The organism is Ensifer adhaerens, assembly GCF_028993555.1.
GTDB lineage: Bacteria > Pseudomonadota > Alphaproteobacteria > Rhizobiales > Rhizobiaceae > Ensifer > Ensifer adhaerens_I.
This window is the reverse complement of the sequence record NZ_CP118610.1, coordinates 3,274,956-3,294,471: the sequence shown is the minus strand read 5'-3', so window position 1 is coordinate 3,294,471 and position 19,516 is coordinate 3,274,956. Positions and strand designations below refer to the sequence as shown.

Annotated in this window: 20 protein-coding genes; 10 read left to right on the top strand and 10 right to left on the bottom strand. The window is 64.1% G+C overall.

The features are described 5' to 3' along the window. The first annotated feature begins 637 nt into the window (after window positions 1–637). The 3 genes from odc2 to PWG15_RS16040 all read left to right on the top strand — a co-directional run bounded on the left by odc2 (window position 638) and on the right by PWG15_RS16040 (window position 3,280). A complete protein-coding gene (gene odc2, locus PWG15_RS16050; RefSeq protein WP_275021503.1) occupies window positions 638–1,777 on the top strand; it encodes an ornithine/lysine decarboxylase in 1,140 nt (379 codons plus the stop codon). An 88-nt stretch (window positions 1,778–1,865) separates the two neighbouring features. Further along, window positions 1,866–2,456 carry a GNAT family N-acetyltransferase gene (locus tag PWG15_RS16045; RefSeq protein ID WP_275021501.1) on the top strand — a complete coding sequence of 197 codons (591 nt, stop codon included), beginning with the start codon at window positions 1,866–1,868 and terminating at the stop codon, window positions 2,454–2,456. Between the two features lie 197 nt (window positions 2,457–2,653). Further along, window positions 2,654–3,280 carry a LysE family translocator gene (locus PWG15_RS16040; protein ID WP_275021500.1) on the top strand — a complete coding sequence of 209 codons (627 nt, stop codon included), beginning with the start codon at window positions 2,654–2,656 and terminating at the stop codon, window positions 3,278–3,280. Here the strand turns inward: PWG15_RS16040 and PWG15_RS16035 are convergent. The 3 genes from PWG15_RS16035 to PWG15_RS16025 form a co-directional block, all read right to left on the bottom strand. Beyond that, window positions 3,277–3,708 (bottom strand): VOC family protein, encoded by a 432-nt coding sequence (locus PWG15_RS16035; RefSeq protein WP_275021499.1) that lies wholly within the window; start codon window positions 3,706–3,708, stop codon window positions 3,277–3,279. The two genes, PWG15_RS16040 and PWG15_RS16035, sit on opposite strands and share 4 nt — an antisense overlap. An 86-nt stretch (window positions 3,709–3,794) precedes the next feature. Continuing rightward, window positions 3,795–4,376, bottom strand: a complete 582-nt coding sequence (locus tag PWG15_RS16030) for a hypothetical protein (protein WP_275021498.1) — start codon at window positions 4,374–4,376, stop codon at window positions 3,795–3,797. Between the two features lies 1 nt (window position 4,377). After that, window positions 4,378–5,013 (bottom strand): LysE family translocator, encoded by a 636-nt coding sequence (locus tag PWG15_RS16025; protein WP_275021496.1) that lies wholly within the window; start codon window positions 5,011–5,013, stop codon window positions 4,378–4,380. Between the two features lie 281 nt (window positions 5,014–5,294). On the opposite strand from PWG15_RS16025, the gene PWG15_RS16020 reads away from it, so the two are divergent. The 3 genes from PWG15_RS16020 to PWG15_RS16010 all read left to right on the top strand — a co-directional run bounded on the left by PWG15_RS16020 (window position 5,295) and on the right by PWG15_RS16010 (window position 8,345). Beyond that, entirely contained in the window at window positions 5,295–5,741 is a 447-nt protein-coding gene (locus tag PWG15_RS16020; RefSeq protein WP_275021493.1) for a glyoxalase superfamily protein, read from the top strand. A gap of 292 nt (window positions 5,742–6,033) precedes the next feature. Beyond that, window positions 6,034–7,161 (top strand): multicopper oxidase domain-containing protein, encoded by a 1,128-nt coding sequence (locus PWG15_RS16015; protein WP_275021491.1) that lies wholly within the window; start codon window positions 6,034–6,036, stop codon window positions 7,159–7,161. After that, entirely contained in the window at window positions 7,158–8,345 is a 1,188-nt protein-coding gene (locus PWG15_RS16010; RefSeq protein ID WP_275021488.1) for a ZIP family metal transporter, read from the top strand. Before PWG15_RS16015 ends, PWG15_RS16010 begins: the two co-directional genes overlap by 4 nt. 16 nt (window positions 8,346–8,361) lie before the next feature. Here PWG15_RS16010 and cysE read toward each other — a convergent pair whose 3' ends face one another. From cysE to PWG15_RS15995, 3 genes are read right to left on the bottom strand one after another with little or no spacing between them, the layout of a single operon-like run. Next, window positions 8,362–9,189 (bottom strand): serine O-acetyltransferase, encoded by an 828-nt coding sequence (gene cysE / locus PWG15_RS16005; RefSeq protein WP_275021486.1) that lies wholly within the window; start codon window positions 9,187–9,189, stop codon window positions 8,362–8,364. Between the two features lie 10 nt (window positions 9,190–9,199). Further along, the gene (locus PWG15_RS16000; protein ID WP_275021485.1) at window positions 9,200–10,189 is read right to left on the bottom strand and encodes a WD40 repeat domain-containing protein; all 990 of its coding nucleotides are present in this window, start codon (window positions 10,187–10,189) and stop codon (window positions 9,200–9,202) included. Beyond that, a complete protein-coding gene (locus tag PWG15_RS15995) occupies window positions 10,189–11,301 on the bottom strand; it encodes a CobW family GTP-binding protein (protein WP_275021483.1) in 1,113 nt (370 codons plus the stop codon). The genes PWG15_RS16000 and PWG15_RS15995 overlap by 1 nt, the downstream gene beginning before the upstream one ends. 189 nt (window positions 11,302–11,490) lie before the next feature. Here PWG15_RS15995 and PWG15_RS15990 point away from each other — a divergent pair, with 189 nt between their 5' ends. Further along, window positions 11,491–12,582 carry a glycosyltransferase family 4 protein gene (locus PWG15_RS15990; protein WP_275021480.1) on the top strand — a complete coding sequence of 364 codons (1,092 nt, stop codon included), beginning with the start codon at window positions 11,491–11,493 and terminating at the stop codon, window positions 12,580–12,582. Between the two features lie 22 nt (window positions 12,583–12,604). Here the strand turns inward: PWG15_RS15990 and PWG15_RS15985 are convergent, their stop codons facing one another. From PWG15_RS15985 to PWG15_RS15975, 3 genes are all read right to left on the bottom strand, one after another. Next, window positions 12,605–13,483 (bottom strand): glycosyltransferase family 2 protein, encoded by an 879-nt coding sequence (locus PWG15_RS15985; RefSeq protein ID WP_275021478.1) that lies wholly within the window; start codon window positions 13,481–13,483, stop codon window positions 12,605–12,607. 61 nt (window positions 13,484–13,544) lie between these two features. Continuing rightward, window positions 13,545–14,948 (bottom strand): lipopolysaccharide biosynthesis protein, encoded by a 1,404-nt coding sequence (locus PWG15_RS15980; protein ID WP_275021477.1) that lies wholly within the window; start codon window positions 14,946–14,948, stop codon window positions 13,545–13,547. A gap of 141 nt (window positions 14,949–15,089) precedes the next feature. After that, window positions 15,090–15,881: a creatininase family protein gene (locus PWG15_RS15975; RefSeq protein WP_275021475.1), complete on the bottom strand. Its 792-nt coding sequence runs from the start codon at window positions 15,879–15,881 to the stop codon at window positions 15,090–15,092. A 114-nt stretch (window positions 15,882–15,995) separates the two neighbouring features. Between PWG15_RS15975 and PWG15_RS15970 the strand changes: the two genes are divergently transcribed. From PWG15_RS15970 to PWG15_RS15960, 3 genes are all read left to right on the top strand, one after another. Then, window positions 15,996–16,493 (top strand): MarR family winged helix-turn-helix transcriptional regulator, encoded by a 498-nt coding sequence (locus tag PWG15_RS15970; RefSeq protein ID WP_275021473.1) that lies wholly within the window; start codon window positions 15,996–15,998, stop codon window positions 16,491–16,493. A gap of 181 nt (window positions 16,494–16,674) precedes the next feature. Then, complete coding sequence (locus tag PWG15_RS15965) at window positions 16,675–17,697, top strand: LacI family DNA-binding transcriptional regulator (protein ID WP_057254582.1); 1,023 nt, start codon at window positions 16,675–16,677, stop codon at window positions 17,695–17,697. A gap of 32 nt (window positions 17,698–17,729) precedes the next feature. Beyond that, entirely contained in the window at window positions 17,730–18,692 is a 963-nt protein-coding gene (locus PWG15_RS15960; RefSeq protein ID WP_275024437.1) for a 2-hydroxyacid dehydrogenase, read from the top strand. A gap of 45 nt (window positions 18,693–18,737) precedes the next feature. Here PWG15_RS15960 and PWG15_RS15955 read toward each other — a convergent pair whose 3' ends face one another. Then, on the bottom strand, window positions 18,738–19,496 hold the full coding sequence (locus tag PWG15_RS15955; protein WP_275021470.1) for a gamma-glutamyl-gamma-aminobutyrate hydrolase family protein: 759 nt from the start codon (window positions 19,494–19,496) through the stop codon (window positions 18,738–18,740). Window positions 19,497–19,516 lie beyond the last annotated feature (20 nt).

Genomic DNA, 19,516 nt, shown 5'->3' with positions numbered 1-19,516 from the left:
TCCTTGCCGATGATGCCGACGGCAGATTGTCCGTCGCTTGCGCCTGTCGCACCGGTTTCGGCGGATGCCGGCGCATGCTGAAAATATTTCTGCTTTTTCAATCATTTACGGCAGTGATCGATGCGGCGTAGATCGTTCAATGTTTGTGAACACCGCCAGTTTTGCCTGCCTGCACAAAAATTCAACCGCCAGTGCGAAAAAACTCTTGATTACGACAGGCTTTTTTCTTACCTACGCCCTTGCCCAAAGTCGCACGTGCCTGTGGGTGTCCGCCGACCCTCGATTAGGTGAGGGTATCGGTAAGGTACCTGGAACTAACCCCTCCAGTCGCTATTCCGGCCAACCGGGAAATGCGAGGACATCTTGAAGCAACGACGGTGCGGGCCTTTCTGGTGTCTGCCGGCTTTCCAACAGCCGGGGTTACTGAAGAGGCACACCTTCATTGCCGGAAGTGCGGTTGGGTTATCCCCTCCAATCCATGGCAGACAAAGCCGAATTGAAGCCTAGGCGGGCTTTGATTCACCGTTCGCGCATCGAGCGCATGCATGGTTCCGGGGTCTCCACCGGCTGGTTCCAGAGCATGTGCGCGTATGCCCTTTGTCCTCCGCGAAAGCGGAGCATCTTGGATCAGGGGAATATGGCCATGACCACGGCACGCATCATCGACTTCATCAACACCCGACGACCCGACGGCCCGTGCCTCGTTGTCGACCTCGACGTCGTGCGCAACAATTTCAAGGCCTTCCGTCACGCGCTGCCCGACAGCTCGATCTACTATGCCGTCAAGGCCAACCCGGCGCCGGAAATCCTGCGCCTTCTCGCCGGTCTCGGCTCCTCCTTCGATTGCGCGTCCGTCGCTGAAATCGAAATGGCGCTCGATGCCGGTGCGACCCCGAGCCGCATTTCCTATGGCAACACCATCAAGAAGGAGCGCGACATTGCCCGCGCTCATGCGCTTGGGATCAACCTGTTTGCAGTCGACAGCCACGAGGAAGTCGAGAAGATCGCCCGTGCAGCCCCCGGTGCACGCGTGTTCTGCCGCGTGCTGACCGATGGCGAAGGTGCCGAATGGCCGCTGTCGCGCAAGTTCGGTTGCGTGCCGCAGATGGCTGTCGACGTGCTCGTCTACGCCCATCAGCACGGCCTTGTTTCCTACGGTGTCTCGTTCCATGTCGGCTCGCAGATGACGAAGCTCGACGCCTGGGATGCGGCTCTGTCGGATGCCAAGCGCGTCTTCGTGCAGCTTGCCAAGCGTGGCATCGAGCTGAAGATGGTCAACATGGGTGGTGGCTTCCCGACGAAGTACCTGAAGGACGTGCCCACGGCGGAAGCGTACGGCCAGGCAATCTTCGGCGCGCTGAAGAAGCACTTCGGCAACAACATTCCGGAGACCATCATCGAGCCCGGTCGCGGCATGGTCGGCAACGCCGGCGTGATCAAGGCCGAAGTGGTGCTCGTGTCGAAGAAGTCGGACAACGACGCCCATCGCTGGGTGTTTCTCGACATCGGCAAGTTCGGTGGTCTCGCCGAAACCATGGACGAGGCGATCCGCTACCCGATCCGCACGGCGCGCGACGCCGACGAGATGGAGCCTTGCGTGCTCGCCGGCCCGACCTGCGATTCGGCCGACGTGCTCTATGAGAAGAACATGTATCCGCTGCCGATCACGCTTTCGATCGGCGACGAGGTTCTGATCGAAGGCACCGGCGCCTACACGACGACCTACTCGGCCGTCGCCTTCAACGGCTTCGAGCCGCTGAAGGCCTATGTGATCTGATCCGGCCTGCTCCCGTCCTCGGACGGGAGCGCCATTTCACAATTTTCTTTCGGTCCGCCTGAAGCGGTTTTGATGACGGGAGGCCCCGATGGCCGCTGTTGTTGACGCCCTGCGCGCGTTCTTCGCGCCCACCACATTTGTAATCGATGCCGAAAATCCGGGTGACGTCGTTGCCCGCGAGAACCTGCTCGACCGTGCCATGGGGCCGGAGCGCCGCCGCAAGTCTTCAGAGAAGCTGCGCAGCGGTCGGCTGCCTGCCGAAGGCCTTGCCTTTGTCGCTCGCGATATCGATGGTCATGTCATCGGTACCGTCCGGCTCTGGAACGTCGAGGCCGGCGTCAGCCGCGAGGGTCACGCCGTGCCGGCGCTTTTGCTCGGTCCGCTCGCCGTTGACCCTGATCATGAGGGCAAGGGCATCGGTGCCATGCTGATGCGTGCTGCGATCGAAGAGGCCAAGAACCGCGGCCATGGCGCGATCCTGCTCGTCGGCGACGCCGCCTACTACGAGCGCTTCGGCTTCTTTGCCAGCCGTACCCAGCACCTCGTCATGCCCGGCCCGTTTGAACGCAACCGGTTCCTGGCGCTCGAGCTTCGGGACAACTGGCTTGAAGGTGCTGCCGGCCTGATCGTTGCCAGCGGTCGGAAGCTGGCGATGCCGCCGGTCCGGCGCGCCGCCTGAGACCCGTTTCCGCCTCCAACCCTGCGGAGGCGGATTTTTCGCTGCTCCCTCGCTGGTCCGATGCGATCGGTGAGGGGGCAGACGTCCCGTGGGTCCGGCTCCTCTCCCGATGATTTGCCGATCTTCCTTGACAACGCGTCGTCGCTGACCTGTCCTTGCGGACAAGGCCTCGTCGTACGTGCATGGAAATCTCCCGCATGGATCCGTTCATTTTCGGGGCAGCGACCCTGCTGCCCTTTCTACTGACATCCTTCATCATCGAACTGACGCCCGGGCCGAACATGGCCTACCTCGCCATGGTGGCCGCTTCGGAAGGGCGCCGGCCAGGTTTGGCGACCGTGGCGGGCGTGGCGCTCGGGCTGGCCTTGGTCGGCTTTGCCGCCTCCTTCGGGGTTGCCGAGTTCGTCGGCCAGTCGGACATGCTCTATGGAGCGCTTCGCTGGGCCGGGGTCGCCTTCCTGCTCTATCTTGCCTTTGAAGCCTGGAATGGCGATGGCGAGGAGGCCGGTCCGAGCGGCAAGCCCGCATCCTTCTATTTTCGACGTGGCCTGATCACCAATCTGCTCAATCCGAAGGCGGCGCTGTTCTTCGTCACCGTGCTGCCGACCTTCGTCGACGACTCACGGCCGCTGTTGCCACAGAACCTGACGCTTGCTGCGCTCTATGTGGGCGTCGCGACCGCGGTGCATGCCGCGATCGTGCTTCTGGCGGGCGCATTGCAGCCGGTCCTCAACTCGCCGTCACGCGAACGCCTGGTTCGGCGCGTGCTCGCACTCATGCTCGCGGCCGTGGCGATCTGGTTCGCCTGGTCGACGCGACGCTAGTTTGCCGGGAAAGGCGCCGACCAGGCGGCGTCCTCCTGCTTACGGGCGTCGTAGCAGACAAACGCAAGCTTGTTGCCGTCCGGGTCGCGCACATAGGCGGCGCAGAAGCCGTCTCCGTATTGAGGGCGGAAGCCGGGTTTTCCCTCTTCGCTGCCGCCGCGCTCCATTGCGGTTTCGAACAGGCGGTCGATGAGTTTGGCGCTTTCCACCAGGAAGGCCGTCATGGCGCCGTTGCCGACCAAGGCGGGACGCGTATCGAACGGGTAGCAGGCGAAGAAACGCGGTGCCTTGTCGTCGTCCTTTCGGTCCCACGAGGAAACCTGCTCGTCGCAATAGCAGCGTTCCTGGCCGATCAGCGTCATCAGCGGATCGTAGAAACGCTCTGCGCGTTTCAGGTCCGTCGTCCCGATCATCGTGTAGCCGATCATGTCCTGCGTCCTCGTGCTGATTGGCGGCTTCAAGCGAAGTACGGATGGTGCCTTCGGCGTCATTCGCCTTTCATACGGTGTTCCGGTTATCCCGCTTGTCCGCTCTCGAGATAGGCGTGACCGCGCTCGGACAGACGATAACCGACGGTCAGGCTTTCCGTGAGCCCGAGTTCCTTCAGCTTGCGGATGCGGGCCTTGAGCTTCAACTTTTCCATGCCGACGGCCGCGCTCAGCTCGGCAGCGGTCATTCCGTCTCGGGCAGCGATCAACCGCAGCACGGGGAGCGTCCAAGCCATGCCTGCGCTACGGTCGAAGCGCGCAAGCTTGCGCTCGATGTCTGAGCGCTCATCGTTGCCGAGGCTGACTGTTTGGCGCAGCGTGATGCGCGGATCGTCGCCCTCGCGATGAAAGGCGATGCGGTAGCAACGGCTGTCCGGTCGTGCAACGAGCTCCACCAGGAGAGCGCCGCGATCAGCATAGCCGGCCTGGCGGGCGTCGTCGTCGGTGATTGCATGTTCCTGGATTTCATCGACGGCATCGATGGCAAGCACACCGATTGCGGTGCGCAGCGTGCCACCGGTCTTGACGGTCGGCCTCGTCCAGCGGCGGAAGGCCACGGTCACGCTGCCATCGGCGATGCCGGAGAGAACGGCCTGCCGAAAGAGCATGTCAGGCGGTTGCGCGGCGGTACAACGCGAGCGAGCCGGCGAGCGCCAGCAACGCGCCGCCACAAAGCCGATCGAGCCAGACGGCTCCGGAGTGCTTGAGGAAGGCCGTCGCCTGCGCGCCGAGCAGCGCGTAACCGAACATCACCGCAAGATCGACCGAAGCAAAGACGAGCGCCAGGATGGCATATTGTGGCGCTTGCGGCGCGGCGGCGTCGATGAACTGCGGCAGGAAGGCAGTGAAGAACAGGTAGCCCTTGGGGTTGGTGACTGCGACGAGGAAGCTCTTGAAGAAGATGGATACAGAGGAAACGGGATGACCCGAGCCGCTTGCCTCGGTTGAGACCTGGATCGTCCCCTTCGACCGCAACAGCATGATGCCAAGGAAGGCGAGGTAAGCGGCGCCCAGCCATTTGACGACGGTGAACCAGAACTCGGACGCGGCGAGGAGCGCGCCGAGACCGAGGGCGACCGCGCCAATCAGCACGAAATCGGAGAGCATAGCACCGATCATGCCGGCCGTGGCGCGCTTCACGCCATAGCGCGAGCCGTTGGTGAGCGCGAGCAGAACCGTCGGGCCCGGTGTCGCGATGCCGATGAAGGCAACCAGCGCGAATGCGAGTATCGTCATGTCGGTCATGATGTTCTCCCCTTGCGTCTTCCGCGCCGTAGTCGTCCCACAGCTTTTGCGCGTGTGCAATCATCTTCTACGCCGGCAGGACCGCCGCCGTTGCGGGCCAAGTTTGACAGTGTAGCCTGGATCCCCTATGGGAACGGCAGGGTGAAGGTCCCTGCCGTCCGCGAGCGTCATGCTTTGGTGAAGTCCTTCTTCGAGACACGGTCAGCCGAAACGGCATGCGAACCGGTGGCAATGCGGGCACCCATCTCCAAGGAAGGCATGCCGCTGCAGGAGACCATCTCATGACGCGCGGATCAACCACGCTTCCCTCACTCGATGCCCTGAAAGATCAGGCAAAGCGCCTGCGCACCCGCCTCGCATCCGAAGGCGAAACCATCGGGCATTCCCGCTCGCTCGAACTGATCGCCGCGCAATACGGTTTTCGCGACTGGAACACGCTGCACGCCGCCGTCGGCAACCGACCGCCCTTCAATCCCTGGATGCTCGGGGCGAGGGTGAGGGGGCGTTATCTCGGCCAGGCTTTCGAAGGCGAGATCCTGTCGGTACAGGCGCTGACGGCGCAGCCGGGGCGCTATCGCCTGACGATGAAATTCGACGAGCCGGTCGACGTCGTCACCTTCGAGAGCTTCTCGGCCTTTCGCCAACGGGTGACTGCCACGGTGGACGAGACCGGGCGTACGATCGAGAAGACCTCGAACGGGCTTCCCCAACTCGAACTCGAATGGTGAGGCTGGCGCCGCCGAATACAGCCAGACGGGCAGCTCGCTTTCGCCTCACATGCCCGGCTCCGAACAACGTCCTCGAAGCAAGCGCCTTCGGGGACGTTTCTGCTTGAGGAGCAGACAACGACTTATCCGGTTGAGGCCGCTCCCGGTATCGTTTCTCATTTAGTTGCGAATGAGTTGCATTTGCACTATTGGTATAGATGCGAATCATTCGCAAGAAGTGCTGCCATGCGCTTCGTCAACAGACGTAAATCAGTTCGGCGGCGCAGGGTGGCCGATCGATCGAGGGGGCAAGATGGAAAAGCAGACAAGGCAGGACCTGCTCCGCCGACGCAGTCTCCTGATGGGCGGGCTGGCAGCGGCGGGCGGAACCGCGATCTGCACCAGCGTCGCGATGGGGCAGCAACCGGCAAACCATGCCGGCCATGGCGCGCAGGCGATCGCGGATGCTGCGGATCCGATGCCTTCCATGGGGCATGGCGCCATGATGACGGTCGGCGACGTCGACAGCGCAGCCAACGGCTTCGACCCGACGGATATGCTGACCGACTGGGATACGGGAACGGTGTCGACGCTCCCGGACGGTCGGACGCTGCGCACCTTCGAAATGACGGCCGAGGATCGCGAGATCGAGATTGCGCCCGGCATCAAGTTTCCCGCCTGGACCTATAACGGCCGTGTTCCGGGACCGGCACTGCGGGCCAAGGAGGGCGAGCGTCTGCGGATCGTCTTTCGCAACTACGCGTCTCATCCCCACTCGATCCATTTTCATGGCATTCACGCCGCGCGCATGGATGGCGTGCCGGGCGCCGGCATGGTCGATCCCGGTGACGAGTTCATCTACGAGTTCGACGCCAAACCGTTTGGCTGCCACCTCTATCACTGCCATGCGATGCCGCTGCGCCGGCACATCCACAAGGGCATGTACGGCGCCTTCGTCATCGACCCCGACCCGGAGCGCCACCCGGAGCATGCTGATGTCGCCCGCTCCCGGCTGCTCGGCACGCCCGAGAATACCGGCTGGCAGGAGTTGGTGATGGTGATGAACGCCTTCGACACCAATTTCGATGCGGAGAACGAGTTCTATGCGGTCAACACGGTCGCGCACGCCTTCATGAAGCGGCCAATCCGGATCGTGAAGGGCAAACCGGTGCGCATCTACCTGATCAACGTCATCGAGTTCGATCCGATCAACTCCTTCCATCTGCACGCCAATTTCTTCGACTACTATGATCAGGGAACGACGCTGACGCCGACATTGAAGACGGTCGACCTCATCACCCAGTGCCAGGCGCAGCGCGGCATTCTGGAGTTCACCTTCGCCGAGCATGAGCCCGGGCTCTACATGTTCCATCCGCACCAGACCGAGTTTACCGAACTCGGCTGGGTCGGCATGTTCGACGTTGTGGAGGCGCTGGCATGAACGAGATGCTTCCGCGGGCCGCGATCCGCGCGGCAAGGACCAATCTGGTATGGCTGGCGCTGCCGCTGCTGGCATTTGGTGTCGCCGTTGCCTGGATCCTGTCGACGGACCCGCTTTCGGGCTTTCGCAACGGTGCGCCGCCCGTCGAAAACCTGACCTTCGAGCGAACCGTGTTCGACGAAGGCGGTCTTCGCCTGCTGGTTCGTGCCGGCGGTTCGGAGCCGATGACCGTGGCGCAGGTTCAGGTGGATGACGCCTATTGGCAATTCACCCAGGACCCGCCGGGGCCGATCGCGCGCGGCAGGGCTGCGTGGCTGAAACTGCCTTTCCCATGGATGCTGGGCGAGGCGCATGCGGTGAAGGTGGTAACCAGCACCGGCGCCACATTTGCGCATGACATTGCCGTCGCCGTGCCGACGCCGCAGGCAACGACAGGCCAAATGCGACTGCAGGCGATGGTCGGCATCATCGTCGGTATCGTGCCGGTGGCCGTTGGCTTGATGTTCTATCCTGTACTGCGCGACGTCGGCCGGGAGGGCATGGCGTTTCTGCTGTCGCTGACGATCGGCCTTCTCGGCTTCCTGTTGGTAGACGCCGGCGCCGAGGCATTGGAGCTTGCCAGCGAGACGGCGGCGATTTTCCAGGGGCCGGTCATGGTGGTGCTGGCGGCCTTAAGCAGTTTCCTGCTCTTGATGGCAATCGGGCGGCGAAGTGGTGCGCCAGCCGGGGTGGCGCTATCCACCTACATCGCGCTCGGCATCGGCCTGCACAATCTCGGCGAGGGGCTGGCGATCGGTGCAGCCTTTGCGGCGGGCTCCGCCGGGCTCGGTACCTTCCTGGTGCTCGGCTTTGCGCTCCACAACGTCACCGAGGGCATCGGCATTGCCGCTCCGATCCTGAAAAAAAGGCCATCCTTGTGGACCTTCGTCGGGCTGACGCTGCTTGCCGGCGGTCCGGCTGTTATCGGCATGTGGCTCGGCAGTCTTGCAGCCTCGGCGCAGTGGTCCGCGTTGGCGCTCGCGGTCGGTGCAGGCGCGATCCTGCAGGTGATTGTCGAAGTCGGCGCTTACTTGAGGCGGCAAAGCGAACGCGGGCGCGACGTGTTCCTGACGCCGCCCGTCTTGGCCGGGCTCGCTGCCGGCGCCGCCTTCATGTACGTGACTGCCGCGCTCGTGAAGATCTGACGCGCGTTGCGATGGATCAGACGATCGTCTGGTCCATCTCGGCTGCTGGCACCTCGTCGACGCGATGGATGCGCACGACCGTTGCCGGCACGCCCGCGACCGTGGTGCGCGGCGGAACGGACTTCAAGACGACGCTGCCGGCCGCGACCTTGCTGAAGGCACCGACTTCGATGTTGCCGAGGATCTTGGCGCCAGCGCCGATCATCACGCCGCGACGGATCTTCGGGTGGCGGTCGCCTGTCTCCTTGCCGGTGCCGCCAAGCGTGACGTTCTGCAGGATCGAGACCTGGTCTTCGATGACCGAGGTCTCGCCGATGACGATGCCGGAGCCGTGGTCGAGCATCACGGCCTTGCCGATGCAGGCGGCCGGGTGAATGTCGGGCCCGAAGACGAGCGAGGCGAGGTTCGACAGCCAGCTGGCGACCTCTTTGCGGCCATCGAACCACAGCTGATGGGCAGCCCGATAGGTCTGCAGCGCCTGGAAGCCCTTGAGATTGACAAGTACGTGCAGGAAGCCCGGGCAGGCGGGGTCACGCTCCATCACCGCCTGCAGGTCTGCTTCGGTTGCAAGCAGGATCTGCGGGTTGGTGTTGAAGACAGCCGCAAGCAGAGATGCAAGCGACTGTTCGTCCGTGCGTGCGAGGGCTAGGGGTGCTGCAAGGACGCCTGCCACAAGCTCGGCATTTGACCCGGCATCGGTGACCAGCGTCAGGGCTGGCCCCATGACCGGCTCGCGTGTGGCGAGCGCCTGCGCTTCCGCGCGCACAAGCTCCCACACCTCACCGTCACCGAGCGGTGCGGCGAGTGAGCCTGCGTATTGTTGCGTCTCAATCAATGCGGTCATGGCTTGTCCGCTATCCGGCGATGTCGACGACGCCGCAGTCGCCCTCGGCCGAACCGAAGGCCAGCTGCTTGCCGTCCTTGTTCCAGGCCATGGCGGTGATGGCGCCCTTGCCCGGACGACGCAACAGCACTTCCTTGCTGTCGGCAAAGCGTGCGCCGAGGATCATGCCGTCCTGATAGCCGATCGCCACGATGTCTTCGGCCGGGTGACAGCAGACGGCGGTCACCATGATGTCTGCGCGGGTGCCGAGTTCGAGCGGCGCCTTGCCCATCGGCCCGTCCTTGCCCTGGAAGGGCCAGACGATTGCGGCCGGTGCGCCCGAGGAGGCGAGCCACTTGCCCTTGGCCGACCAGGAGAGCGACTTCACCTTGGCGGGATAACCGGTCATGCGCATATGGCGCGCCTCGGCGCCGGGCTTGGCGTCTAGCTTCCAGCCGTGCAGCGCGTTTTCCTGCATGGTGGTGACGAGAAAGCGGCCATCGGGCGAGAAGGTGACGCCGGTATGGGCGCCCTTCCATTCGAGATCAATCGGCTGGCCGGAGGTTCCAACCCAATGCATGGACACGCCATTGTAACGGGCCGCGGCGATGCGCAGGCCTTTCGGCGCAAAGGCGAGGCCCTCCACGGTGCGTTCCTCGGCAAACTCCTTCGTCGTGCCATCGGCAAGCCGCACGTGGGTGGTCTTGCCATAGGCGTAACCGACCGCACCTTGAGGTCCGGCGGCAACCTGGGCGATCCACTTGCGCGGCGCCTCGGCGACCAGCGACGTCGCGCCGTCGGCACCGGTGCGCATGATCTTGCCGTCTTCGCCGCCGGTCAGCAGCGTGTCGTTGGCTTCGTCGACGACGAGCGACAGCAGGCCCTCATGGACCTCCGTCGTCTTGTGACCGAGGTCGAGGCGGTGGATGGCACCGGTGGCTTCAGCGAAGAAGGGGACACCTTTGAGAAAGGCCACGCCGACGACATGACCTTCAAGATCGAGGGGAGCGACAGTCGGCATCAGTTCGGCTGCGCCTCGCATGCCTTGAACGTGCGCTCGAGCTTCTCGCGGTCGAGATCGCGGCCGATGAAGACGAGGCGGCTTTCGCGCTTCTCGCCATCTTTCCAGGCACGCTGGTGGTCGCCCTCGATGATCATGTGCACGCCCTGGACGACGTAACGCTCGGCGTCGCCGGCAAAGGCGATGATGCCCTTGAGGCGCAGGATGTTCGGGCCGTCCGTCTGGGTGATCTTCTGGATCCAGGGGAAGAAGCGGTCCGGGTTCATCTCGCCGCCGCGCAGCGAGATCGACTGCACCGTCACGTCATGGATCGGCGAGGGGGCGTGGTCGTGGTGGTGATGATGATGATGGTCGTGATCGTGGTCATGATCATGGTGGTGGTGGTCATGATCGTGATGGTGGTGATCGTGACCGCAATCCGGGCCGCAGACGTGATCATGGTCATGATCGTCCTGGTCGAGGAAATGCGGGTCGTTTTCGAGCGCCCTTTCCAGGTTGAAGGCGCCCTGGTCGAGGACCTTGGCGAGATCGATGTCGGAACGCTGCGTGCGATAGATGCGGGCCGACGGGTTGATGACGCGCACGGTCGCCTCGATGCGCTCCAGTTCCTCGGGCGTGACGAGGTCGGTCTTGTTGAGCAGCACGACGTCGGCGAAGGCGATCTGGTCTTCGGCCTCGCGGCTGTCCTTCAGGCGCAACGGCAGATGCTTGGCGTCGACCAGCGCCACCACGGCGTCGAGCTCGGTCTTGGCGCGCACGTCATCATCCATGAAGAAGGTCTGGGCGACCGGCACCGGATCGGCAAGACCTGTGGTCTCGACGATGATCGCATCGAAACGGCCGGGACGGCGCATCAGGCCTTCCACCACGCGGATCAGGTCGCCGCGCACGGTGCAGCAGACGCAGCCGTTGTTCATCTCGTAGATTTCCTCGTCGGATTCCACGATCAGGTCGTTGTCGATGCCGATCTCGCCGAACTCGTTGACGATGACAGCGTATTTGCGGCCATGGTTCTCGCTGAGAATGCGGTTCAACAGCGTCGTCTTGCCGGCGCCGAGATAACCGGTGAGCACGGTGACGGGGATCGGCTTCTGCGGGGATGTTTCGGTCATGGGAACCTCTGGGATTTCCGGATGCGGCGGGCAGGCATCCAAGTCGGCTTTCATATAGGAGATGCGGCGGCGATGCGCAAATGGCGCCGGCGATTTTGCCGGCCGCGAGACAGTGGTCGCCGGAGCACCCGATAACTCTCCTTTCATCAAAATCGGCGAGAGTGCGCGCCATATCCTAGGGGTGCACAGGTGAAGACGATTTCCATCAACGGCCGGTTCCTGACCCAGCCGCTCACCGGCGTTCAGCGCTTCGCCCGCGAGATGACCCGGGCACTCGACGCCCGCATCGCCTCCGGCCAAGTGCCGCATGCCCTGAAGGGCGTGCGCTGGCGGGTGCTCGCACCGGGCAAGGCGGCCGGCGATCTCGGTCTCAAGGCGATTTCGGTCGAGTCATTCGGCTCCGGGCCAGGCCACGTCTGGGAGCAGCGCGCGCTCTATTGGCGCGCACGGCGCGACACGCTCGTCGGCTTCGGCGGCAGCGGCCCGGTGCTGCACGGTGACCAGGTGGTTGTGATCCACGACGTCACCTTGTTTCGTCATCCAGCCTCGTTCGGCCGCGGCTACCGGCTGTTCCATGGGACGCTCGGCTACCTTCTGACACGGCGGGCGAAAATCGGCACGGTCTCGAACTTCTCGCGCCAGGAACTCGCCGATGTCTTCCGCGTGCCGGCGGCCGGTATCGACGTGATCTACAATGCGACGGATCATTTCGCAGCGCTTCGCCCGGACGAGGGGATCATCGAACGGCTGGGACTCGCCGACACGCCGTTCTTCCTGTTGGTCGGCACGCTGAAGCCCAACAAGAATGTCGACTTCGCGGTGCGCGCTTTCGAGGCGCTTGGCGCCCGCAACCACAAGCTCGTGGTCGTGGGCGGTACCGACCCGACGGTGTTTCGCGACATCGCGCCGACATCGAAGGGCAATCTGATTTTTCCGGGGCGCCTGACCGATGAAGAGATCGCCGGACTGCAGCGGCGGGCCGTCGCCTTCGTCTTTCCCAGCCTCTACGAGGGTTTCGGCATCCCGCCGCTTGAAGCGATGTCGCAAGGTTGTCCCGTGCTCGCCGCCGACATCCCGCCGGTCCGCGAGGCCTGCGGCGATGCGGTCCGCTACTTCGATCCCTTGAAGCCGGAGACCCTGGTCGAGGCGATGCGGACGATCTCCGCCGACGATGCTCTGCGCCGGCAGTTGAGGCGGGGCGGCTTCGACAACGCCAAGCGCTTTTCCTGGGACGGAAGCGCGGCCGTGCTGCTCAACATGCTGGCGGCGCAGCACGCCTGATCCATTCGGCGCGGCCTGGCTATCACAGGTCGAGAACCCGCATCGGGTCCAGTCGACCCCGGACAAAATCACCAAATGCCATGAGGTTGCCTTTGAGGCGGCCGCGCCGATCGACGAGGCCTTGCGGCTTGAGGCTGCCGAGGATGTTGGCGGCTATGTTGCCGCCCATGAGGCGAAGCGCCCATTTCAGTCCGACCGTGCCCTTGTTGCGCAGATAAAGCGGGTTGGCGACCTGCGAATAACCGAAGCGAAGACCCGAGGTACGGCCGCGCTTGTTGCCGAGATGGACACCGCGCAGCACAGGCGATTTCACGATCCGCCCGTGCGAGGCCAGACGGCGGCAGAAATCGACATCCTCCTGCCAGCCATAGAGCGGCAGGCGTTCGTCGAAACGGGTGCGCTCGGCGGCAATCGCCGATACGCGGAAGACCATGTTGCAGCCATAGGCGTTGAAGGCCGGCTGCGTGACATCGTGCGGCTCGGCGCCGGGATCCGCGTCGAGGATCGCCTTGGCATCGGCAATCGATATGCCCGGGCCGTGAATGCCATCGGCCAGAACCTGGCCGGTTGCCACGACGAGATCCGCCTCGCGCCGGAAGAGCCTTTCGACCTCGGCGAGAAAATCGCTGCGCGGCAGGAAGTCGTCGTCGAAAAAGACGATCAGGTCGGCGTTTGTCGCCTGGTCGAGGATGGCATTGCGCTGGGCGCTGGAGCCCTTGTTGCCCGCGACGATACGGGTCTCCAGGGGAAGCGCGCCGATTCCGGCTTCGTCGACGTCGTCCCCCGTGCTCGGGCAGATGAGGACGCCGTCGGGCAGCCGCGTCTGCCACGTCAGATGCAACAGGGTTTCGGATAGGACATCGCGGCGGCCCGCGGTCGCAATGCCGACGACGATGTTCATGGGGCGCCTCCGCTCGTTTCGGCGCGATCTAACCTGAAATTCGTGCAGTTTCTCTTAGCGCCTAGGCTGCGCCGGGTCTCGGCGACTGCATCATCAGCCGCAACCGGTTGAGCGCGAGCAGGCAGAGAAGACCTCCAACGACAATGCCGGTACCGATCGCGACGTAGCTGGTTTCACCGGAGAGGAAGAAAGCCAGCACGGCCGCGCCAAGTCCGGCGGCGGACAAGAGCACGGGCGGCCAGGAGAAGTCGAAAGCGAGCGAGGACATCAGGCGAAGGCCGACCAGGGCGGCGAGGACCGCGCCGATGGTGCTCCCCCAGGCCAGTGCCGCATCATCCGCCCCAGCCACGGCCAGGGCTGCCAATGCCCCAAGGCTTAAGAGCACGCAGTCGGCCACGGCGAGCAGCAGGATCAACGCAAGGCGCTGCCTCAAGTGCAGCGGCGTCGGCAACATGATCTGCGTCAGCGTGCGAACAAGCGAAAGCACGATGATGGCAGGTGCCGTGGCGAGGAAGCCTCGCTGCAGGTCCGGACTGATGACGAGCCAGGCGGCGGGCAGCAGGACGGCGAAGATGCCGGCCGCCATCATCAGGGCGAAGCTTGTCAGCAGCGCGTAGTATTGGCCGAGTTGGCGGGGAAGACTTGCGCGATCTTCAGCCCGGTCATGGGCGGCGACGATCTCCGGATACTGGATTGCCTGCAATGCGGAGACGATGAGCACGAACGGACGTTGCAGCAGGTCGAGCGCGAGCAGGGCGCCGGCGGCGCCCGTCGCGCCGAGTGCGGAGGTGAGGATCGCCTTCAGTACCAAGGGCGCGAACATGGCGGCGGTGGCGGCCCCGGCCGACACGCTGCCATAGACGAGATGCTTGCGGATACGGGCGCTGTCGAGCGCGACTGCAGGGCGCGTGACGGCGCGGCGCGAGAGCAGGAACGCAAGTAGGCCATAGGCAACGTAGCCAGCGAGAAGACCCGTGACCGTCGACAGGAAGCTTGGCGAGATGAGCGCACCGAGAAGCGTGCCCGCGGCGAGGATGGTGGCGCGAGATCCCTGCAGCACCGAGAAGGCGCGAAAATTCTGGCGGAATCGCAGCATCGTCAGATGCAGGTCGCTGCCCCCTTGCGCGATCGAGACCAGTCCGCCGACAAGCGCCACGACGGGTGGCACGCCGAAGAAGAGGGACACGCTCGCCGCGATCAGGCACAGGACGGCGCAGACAAGGGCTTCAGTCAGGATTACGCGTCGTTCCGCCGCTTCACTGTCCGCATCTGCTCCCGGGTAGAACCGCGTGCAGGCGAAGCGCACCCATTCGAAGGCGGCGATCGCGGCAAACTGGCAGATGGAGATGAACAACGAGTAGCTGGCGTAGTCGGCCGGCGCCAGCCAGTGGGCGACGATGATCAGCAGGCCGAAGGCGATGACGGCCTGGTAGAAATAGGCGCCGAGCGCGATGATCTTCGCCATGGGTGTGTCTGCCCTACGCCTTCACGTTCGCAAATCTGATACCGCAAAAGCGCAAACAAAGTGTTTGCCGGACAACGGAGTATGCCGAGGCCGACCAATGGCGCTTGCCGGGCGATGTCCGTATGGGCATGCCTGTCACCGTCAGGCGAGATCGGCCGGGTCGAAATCCCTGATATCGGCCAGTAGCTCAAGAAGGCCCTGGACGGCATGGGCGATTAGGATCTCGCCGCGTGCGGCGGTGGCGGCCGCGGCATTGCCGGCGACGCCTTCGTCATTCAGGTCGCGCATCTTCCAGCCAAAGGCGTGGGGGCCATAGGCGCGCAGGTGCTTGAAGCGTTCGACAAACTCGCCCTGGCGCGAGGGGAAACGTGCGGCCTTGGCCATGTCGACCCTGTTCGGATGGAGCGCCAGCATCACCGATGTCTCGATGTCGCCGCCGTGGATGTCGAGCGCCTTGTCCTCCGGCCTGATCCAGCCATCCGGTTGTCCGAAGCGGGTCCAGCTCGTGGCGACAGCCAGCATGCTGAAGCGCACGCGCGCCTCGGTGGCGACGATCGTCATCAACGGCGAGTTGCCGCCATGGGCGTTCAGCATGACGAACTTGCGGATGCCTTGCCTGTGAAGATCACCGGCAAGGCCGAGCCAGCGCTCGACCGCCTCGTCATAGGCGAGGGTCTGGCTGCCGGCGACATCCATGTGTTCGACGGAATAGCCGACCGGCTCCACCGGTAGGAATGTTGCCGGAAGGTCGGCGGGCAGGGCGGCGATCGTGCGCGAGACGATACCCTCGGCGATCAGCGTGTCGGTTTCGAAGGGCAGATGTGGACCGTGCTGTTCATGGGCGCCGAGCGGCAGCACGGCGATCCAGTCGCGGCGGGCACCGGGCGGAAGGTCGGTCGGATTGTCCTGCCATCGCGGCTCAGGCATCGACATTTCTCTTCGAACCTCCACGTCAATTGTCGTAAAATTGTTATTTGAGTCATACAGTTCGTAATCGCAAGCTGTATTGTTATAAGTGTTCGTTGTGGGGATTCGGCAGGAGGTCCAATGGGCAAGAAGAGCAAGGCCGAAAAGAAGGGCAAGAACGGCAAGAAGAAGGACGAGCTCCTGATTGAGCCGCACGATCTTGCCGCTATCCTTGTCCAGGCAGCGCGTTCCATGCGCACCGTGCTCTCCCGCAATCTGCTTGAAAGTGGTCTTTACGCCGGACAGGACGGCGTGATGCTGGCGCTGGCCGAAACCGACGGCATGACCGCGGGTGGGCTTGCCGCCAGGCTTGGGGTCAAGGCGCCGACCATGACCCGCACGATCGGGCGGATGGAGGCGCAAGGCTTCCTCGAGCGCCGTCCGGACGAGGACGATGCCCGACTCACCAAGGTCTATCTCACCGAGCCCGGCCGCAACCGTCTGCAGACCATCGCCGAGGCTGGACAGCACTCGGAAAAGCTCGCGACACGCGGCCTGACCGACAAGCAGGTGCGCACCCTGATGAAACTGCTGCGCGCCGTCGACAGCAACCTCCAGGCCGCCCGGGCCGCCGACTGAGCCTTGTTCGCCGCATATTGCCGTGGCGATTTAAACAGTTTAAAAGGGATTTAAATTTGTGGCACGCGCATGTCCGCTGGGATGTGCGACGGGTGCTGCAAGGGTTGCTGCAAAAACCTCACTCGGCTTGAATAGTGGGGCTGGCGCGGCCGGGGGCGAAACAGGGCTTACAGGGGGCATCGTGGCGCAAAAGGTCAAGCTTTCGACGATCGCGGAAACACTCGGTCTTTCGACGGCAACGGTATCCCTGGCTTTGCGCGACAGTCCATTGGTGGCGACCGTCACCCGTGACAAGATCAAGGAACAGGCGCGCGCGCTCGGCTACATCTACAACCGTCGCGCCGCTAGTCTCAGAACATCCCGTTCGGGCATCATCGGCGTCGTCGTGCACGACATCATGAACCCGTTCTACGGCGAAATCCTGAAAGCGATCGAGGCCGAGCTCGACCGCGACAAGCAGACCTTCATTCTCTCCAACCACTACGATTCCGTCGACAAGCAGCGCGATTTCATCGAAACGCTGCTGCAGCTCGGCGGCGATGGCGTGATCATGTCGCCGGCGATCGGCACGCCGCTGGAGGACATCCAGCTTGCCGAGGACAATGGCATGCCGGCGATCCTGATTGCCCGTTCGATCGAGGGCGTGGACGTTCCGATCTTCCGCGGCGATGACGCCTATGGCATCTCGCTTGCGACCAACCATCTGATCGGCCTCGGTCATCGCTGTATCGCCATGGTCGGCGGCACCGACCAGACGTCGACCGGGCGCGACCGCTATCAGGGCTATGTCAACGCGCTGCGCAAGGCCAATATCGAGGTCGATCCGGAGCTGCGTATTCCCGGCCCGCGCACGAAGCAGGGCGGCTTCGAGGCGGCGGTGCATCTGCTCTCCCTGCCGCAGAAACCGACGGCTGTCGTCTGCTGGAACGATCTGGTGGCGATCGGCATGATGAACGGCATTGCCCGCGCCGGTCTTGTCCCAGGCGTCGATATCTCGGTCACCGGTTACGACGATCTGGAAGAGGCCTCGATCGCAACGCCGGCGCTGACCACCGTCTGGAACGGCCAGGCCGATGTCGGCCGCAGTGCCGCCCGCGCGCTGCTCGACAAGCTCTCGGGCAGCCATGAGCCTGACGGCATTCACCTGATCAAGCCGGAAATGCGCATCCGCCAGTCGACCGGCCCGTTGCGCGTCATCGCCTGAGATCTCCCTCCCGACAGGAGCTGCCCATGTCTGTGAACCGCACGCGCGTCCTCGTGCCCGGAAAGATCAACCAACGGGTCATCGATCGGCTCGCGGAGCGGTTCGAGGTCGTCAGGATCGAAAACGCGGATCCGGCGCTGGTGACCACGCAGATGCAGGATGTAACGGCCATTGCCGTTTCCGGACGCGTGCCCGCCGCGCTGATGGATGCCCTGCCGCAGCTTGAGATCATCGCCAATTTCGGCGTCGGCTACGACGGCGTCGAGATCGCGCATGCAGCCGCCAAGGGCATCGCCGTCAGCAATACACCGGATGTCCTGACCGAAGAGGTGGCCGACACTGCGATTGGCCTGCTGCTGAACACGCTCCGCCAGCTGCCGCAGGCAGAGCAATGGCTGCGCCAGGGGCGCTGGAGCCGTGACGGCGCGTTCCCGTTGTCGCCGCTGTCGCTGCGCGGCCGAGGCGTCGGTCTTTATGGCCTCGGGCGCATCGGCCTTTCGATCGCCAGGCGGCTGGAAGCTTTCGGGGTATCGATCGCCTACCACACGCGCAGTCCGCGCGAAGGCCTTTCCTATGCCTACCATCCGACGCTCGTCGGCCTCGCGGCGGCTGTCGATACACTCATCGTCATCGTGCCCGGCACGGTGGCGACGCGGCGAACGGTGAATGCCGAGGTGCTTTCCGCACTCGGCAACAATGGCGTTCTGATCAATGTCGGTCGCGGTTCGACCGTCGACGAACGGGCGCTGATCCAGGCGCTTCAGAGCGGCGTGATCGCCGGGGCCGGTCTCGATGTGTTCGAGAACGAACCGCAGGTGCCGGACGCGCTGATGGCGCTGCCAAACGTGTCACTGTTGCCGCATGTGGCGTCGGCATCGGTGGTGACACGCAACGCCATGGCCGATCTCGTCGTCGACAATATCGAAACCTGGTTTGCGACCGGAAAAGCGCTGACGCCGGTGCCGGAGACTCCGTTCACGCGGCGCGCGCGATGACACCTGGCGCCGTTCCTTCGGGCGGCGATACGGAGGCGGAAAGGGTCAGGCCGCCAGGCGGCCGGCGGCGTAGGTTCTGACGGCATCGCCGAACGCCTTGAACAGGCTTGCCGAAGGCGTGTCGGTGCGTACCCAGTATTCCGGATGCCACTGCACGCCAACCGCGAAAGCCTTGGCGCCGATGACCGAGACCGCTTCGATGGTGCCGTCGTCGGCGACCGCTTCGACCGCCAGCCGCGGAGCGGCGGAGCCGATCGCTTGGCGGTGCAACGAATTAACGCGGATGCGGCCGGCGCCAAGCACTGGAGCGAGGCAGCTTCCCTCCTTGACGATGACGTCCTGACGGATGCCATAGGCTACGTCGAGTTCCTTCACGTCGGGTTTGCGGTGATCCCAGATCCCGGGCTGGTCCTGGATTTCGCTCGCCAGCGTGCCGCCGAGCGCGACGTTCAGTTCCTGGATGCCGCGACAGATGGCGAGCAGCGGCACGCCGCGCTCCAGCGCCCGACGGATGAGCGGCAGGCTGGTCGCGTCGCGGCCGGGATCGAAGGGGCCGTCGGTGTCCTTGGCCTCCCGGCCATAGAGCGACGGATGCACGTTGGAACGGGCTCCGCTTGCAAGCACGCCGTCGACGCGGTCGAGGATTTCGTCGATGTCGTTGCCGGTTTCGAGCGCCGGTACGAGGAAGGGCATGACGCCGGCGCCTTCGACGGCGGCGCGCACATATTGATGGGCAACGACATGCCAGACATTGCCGTCGAATTCGCGGAAATCGCAGGGGATGGCAACGACAGGTTTCGACATCATCAGGCTCCGTGACACGC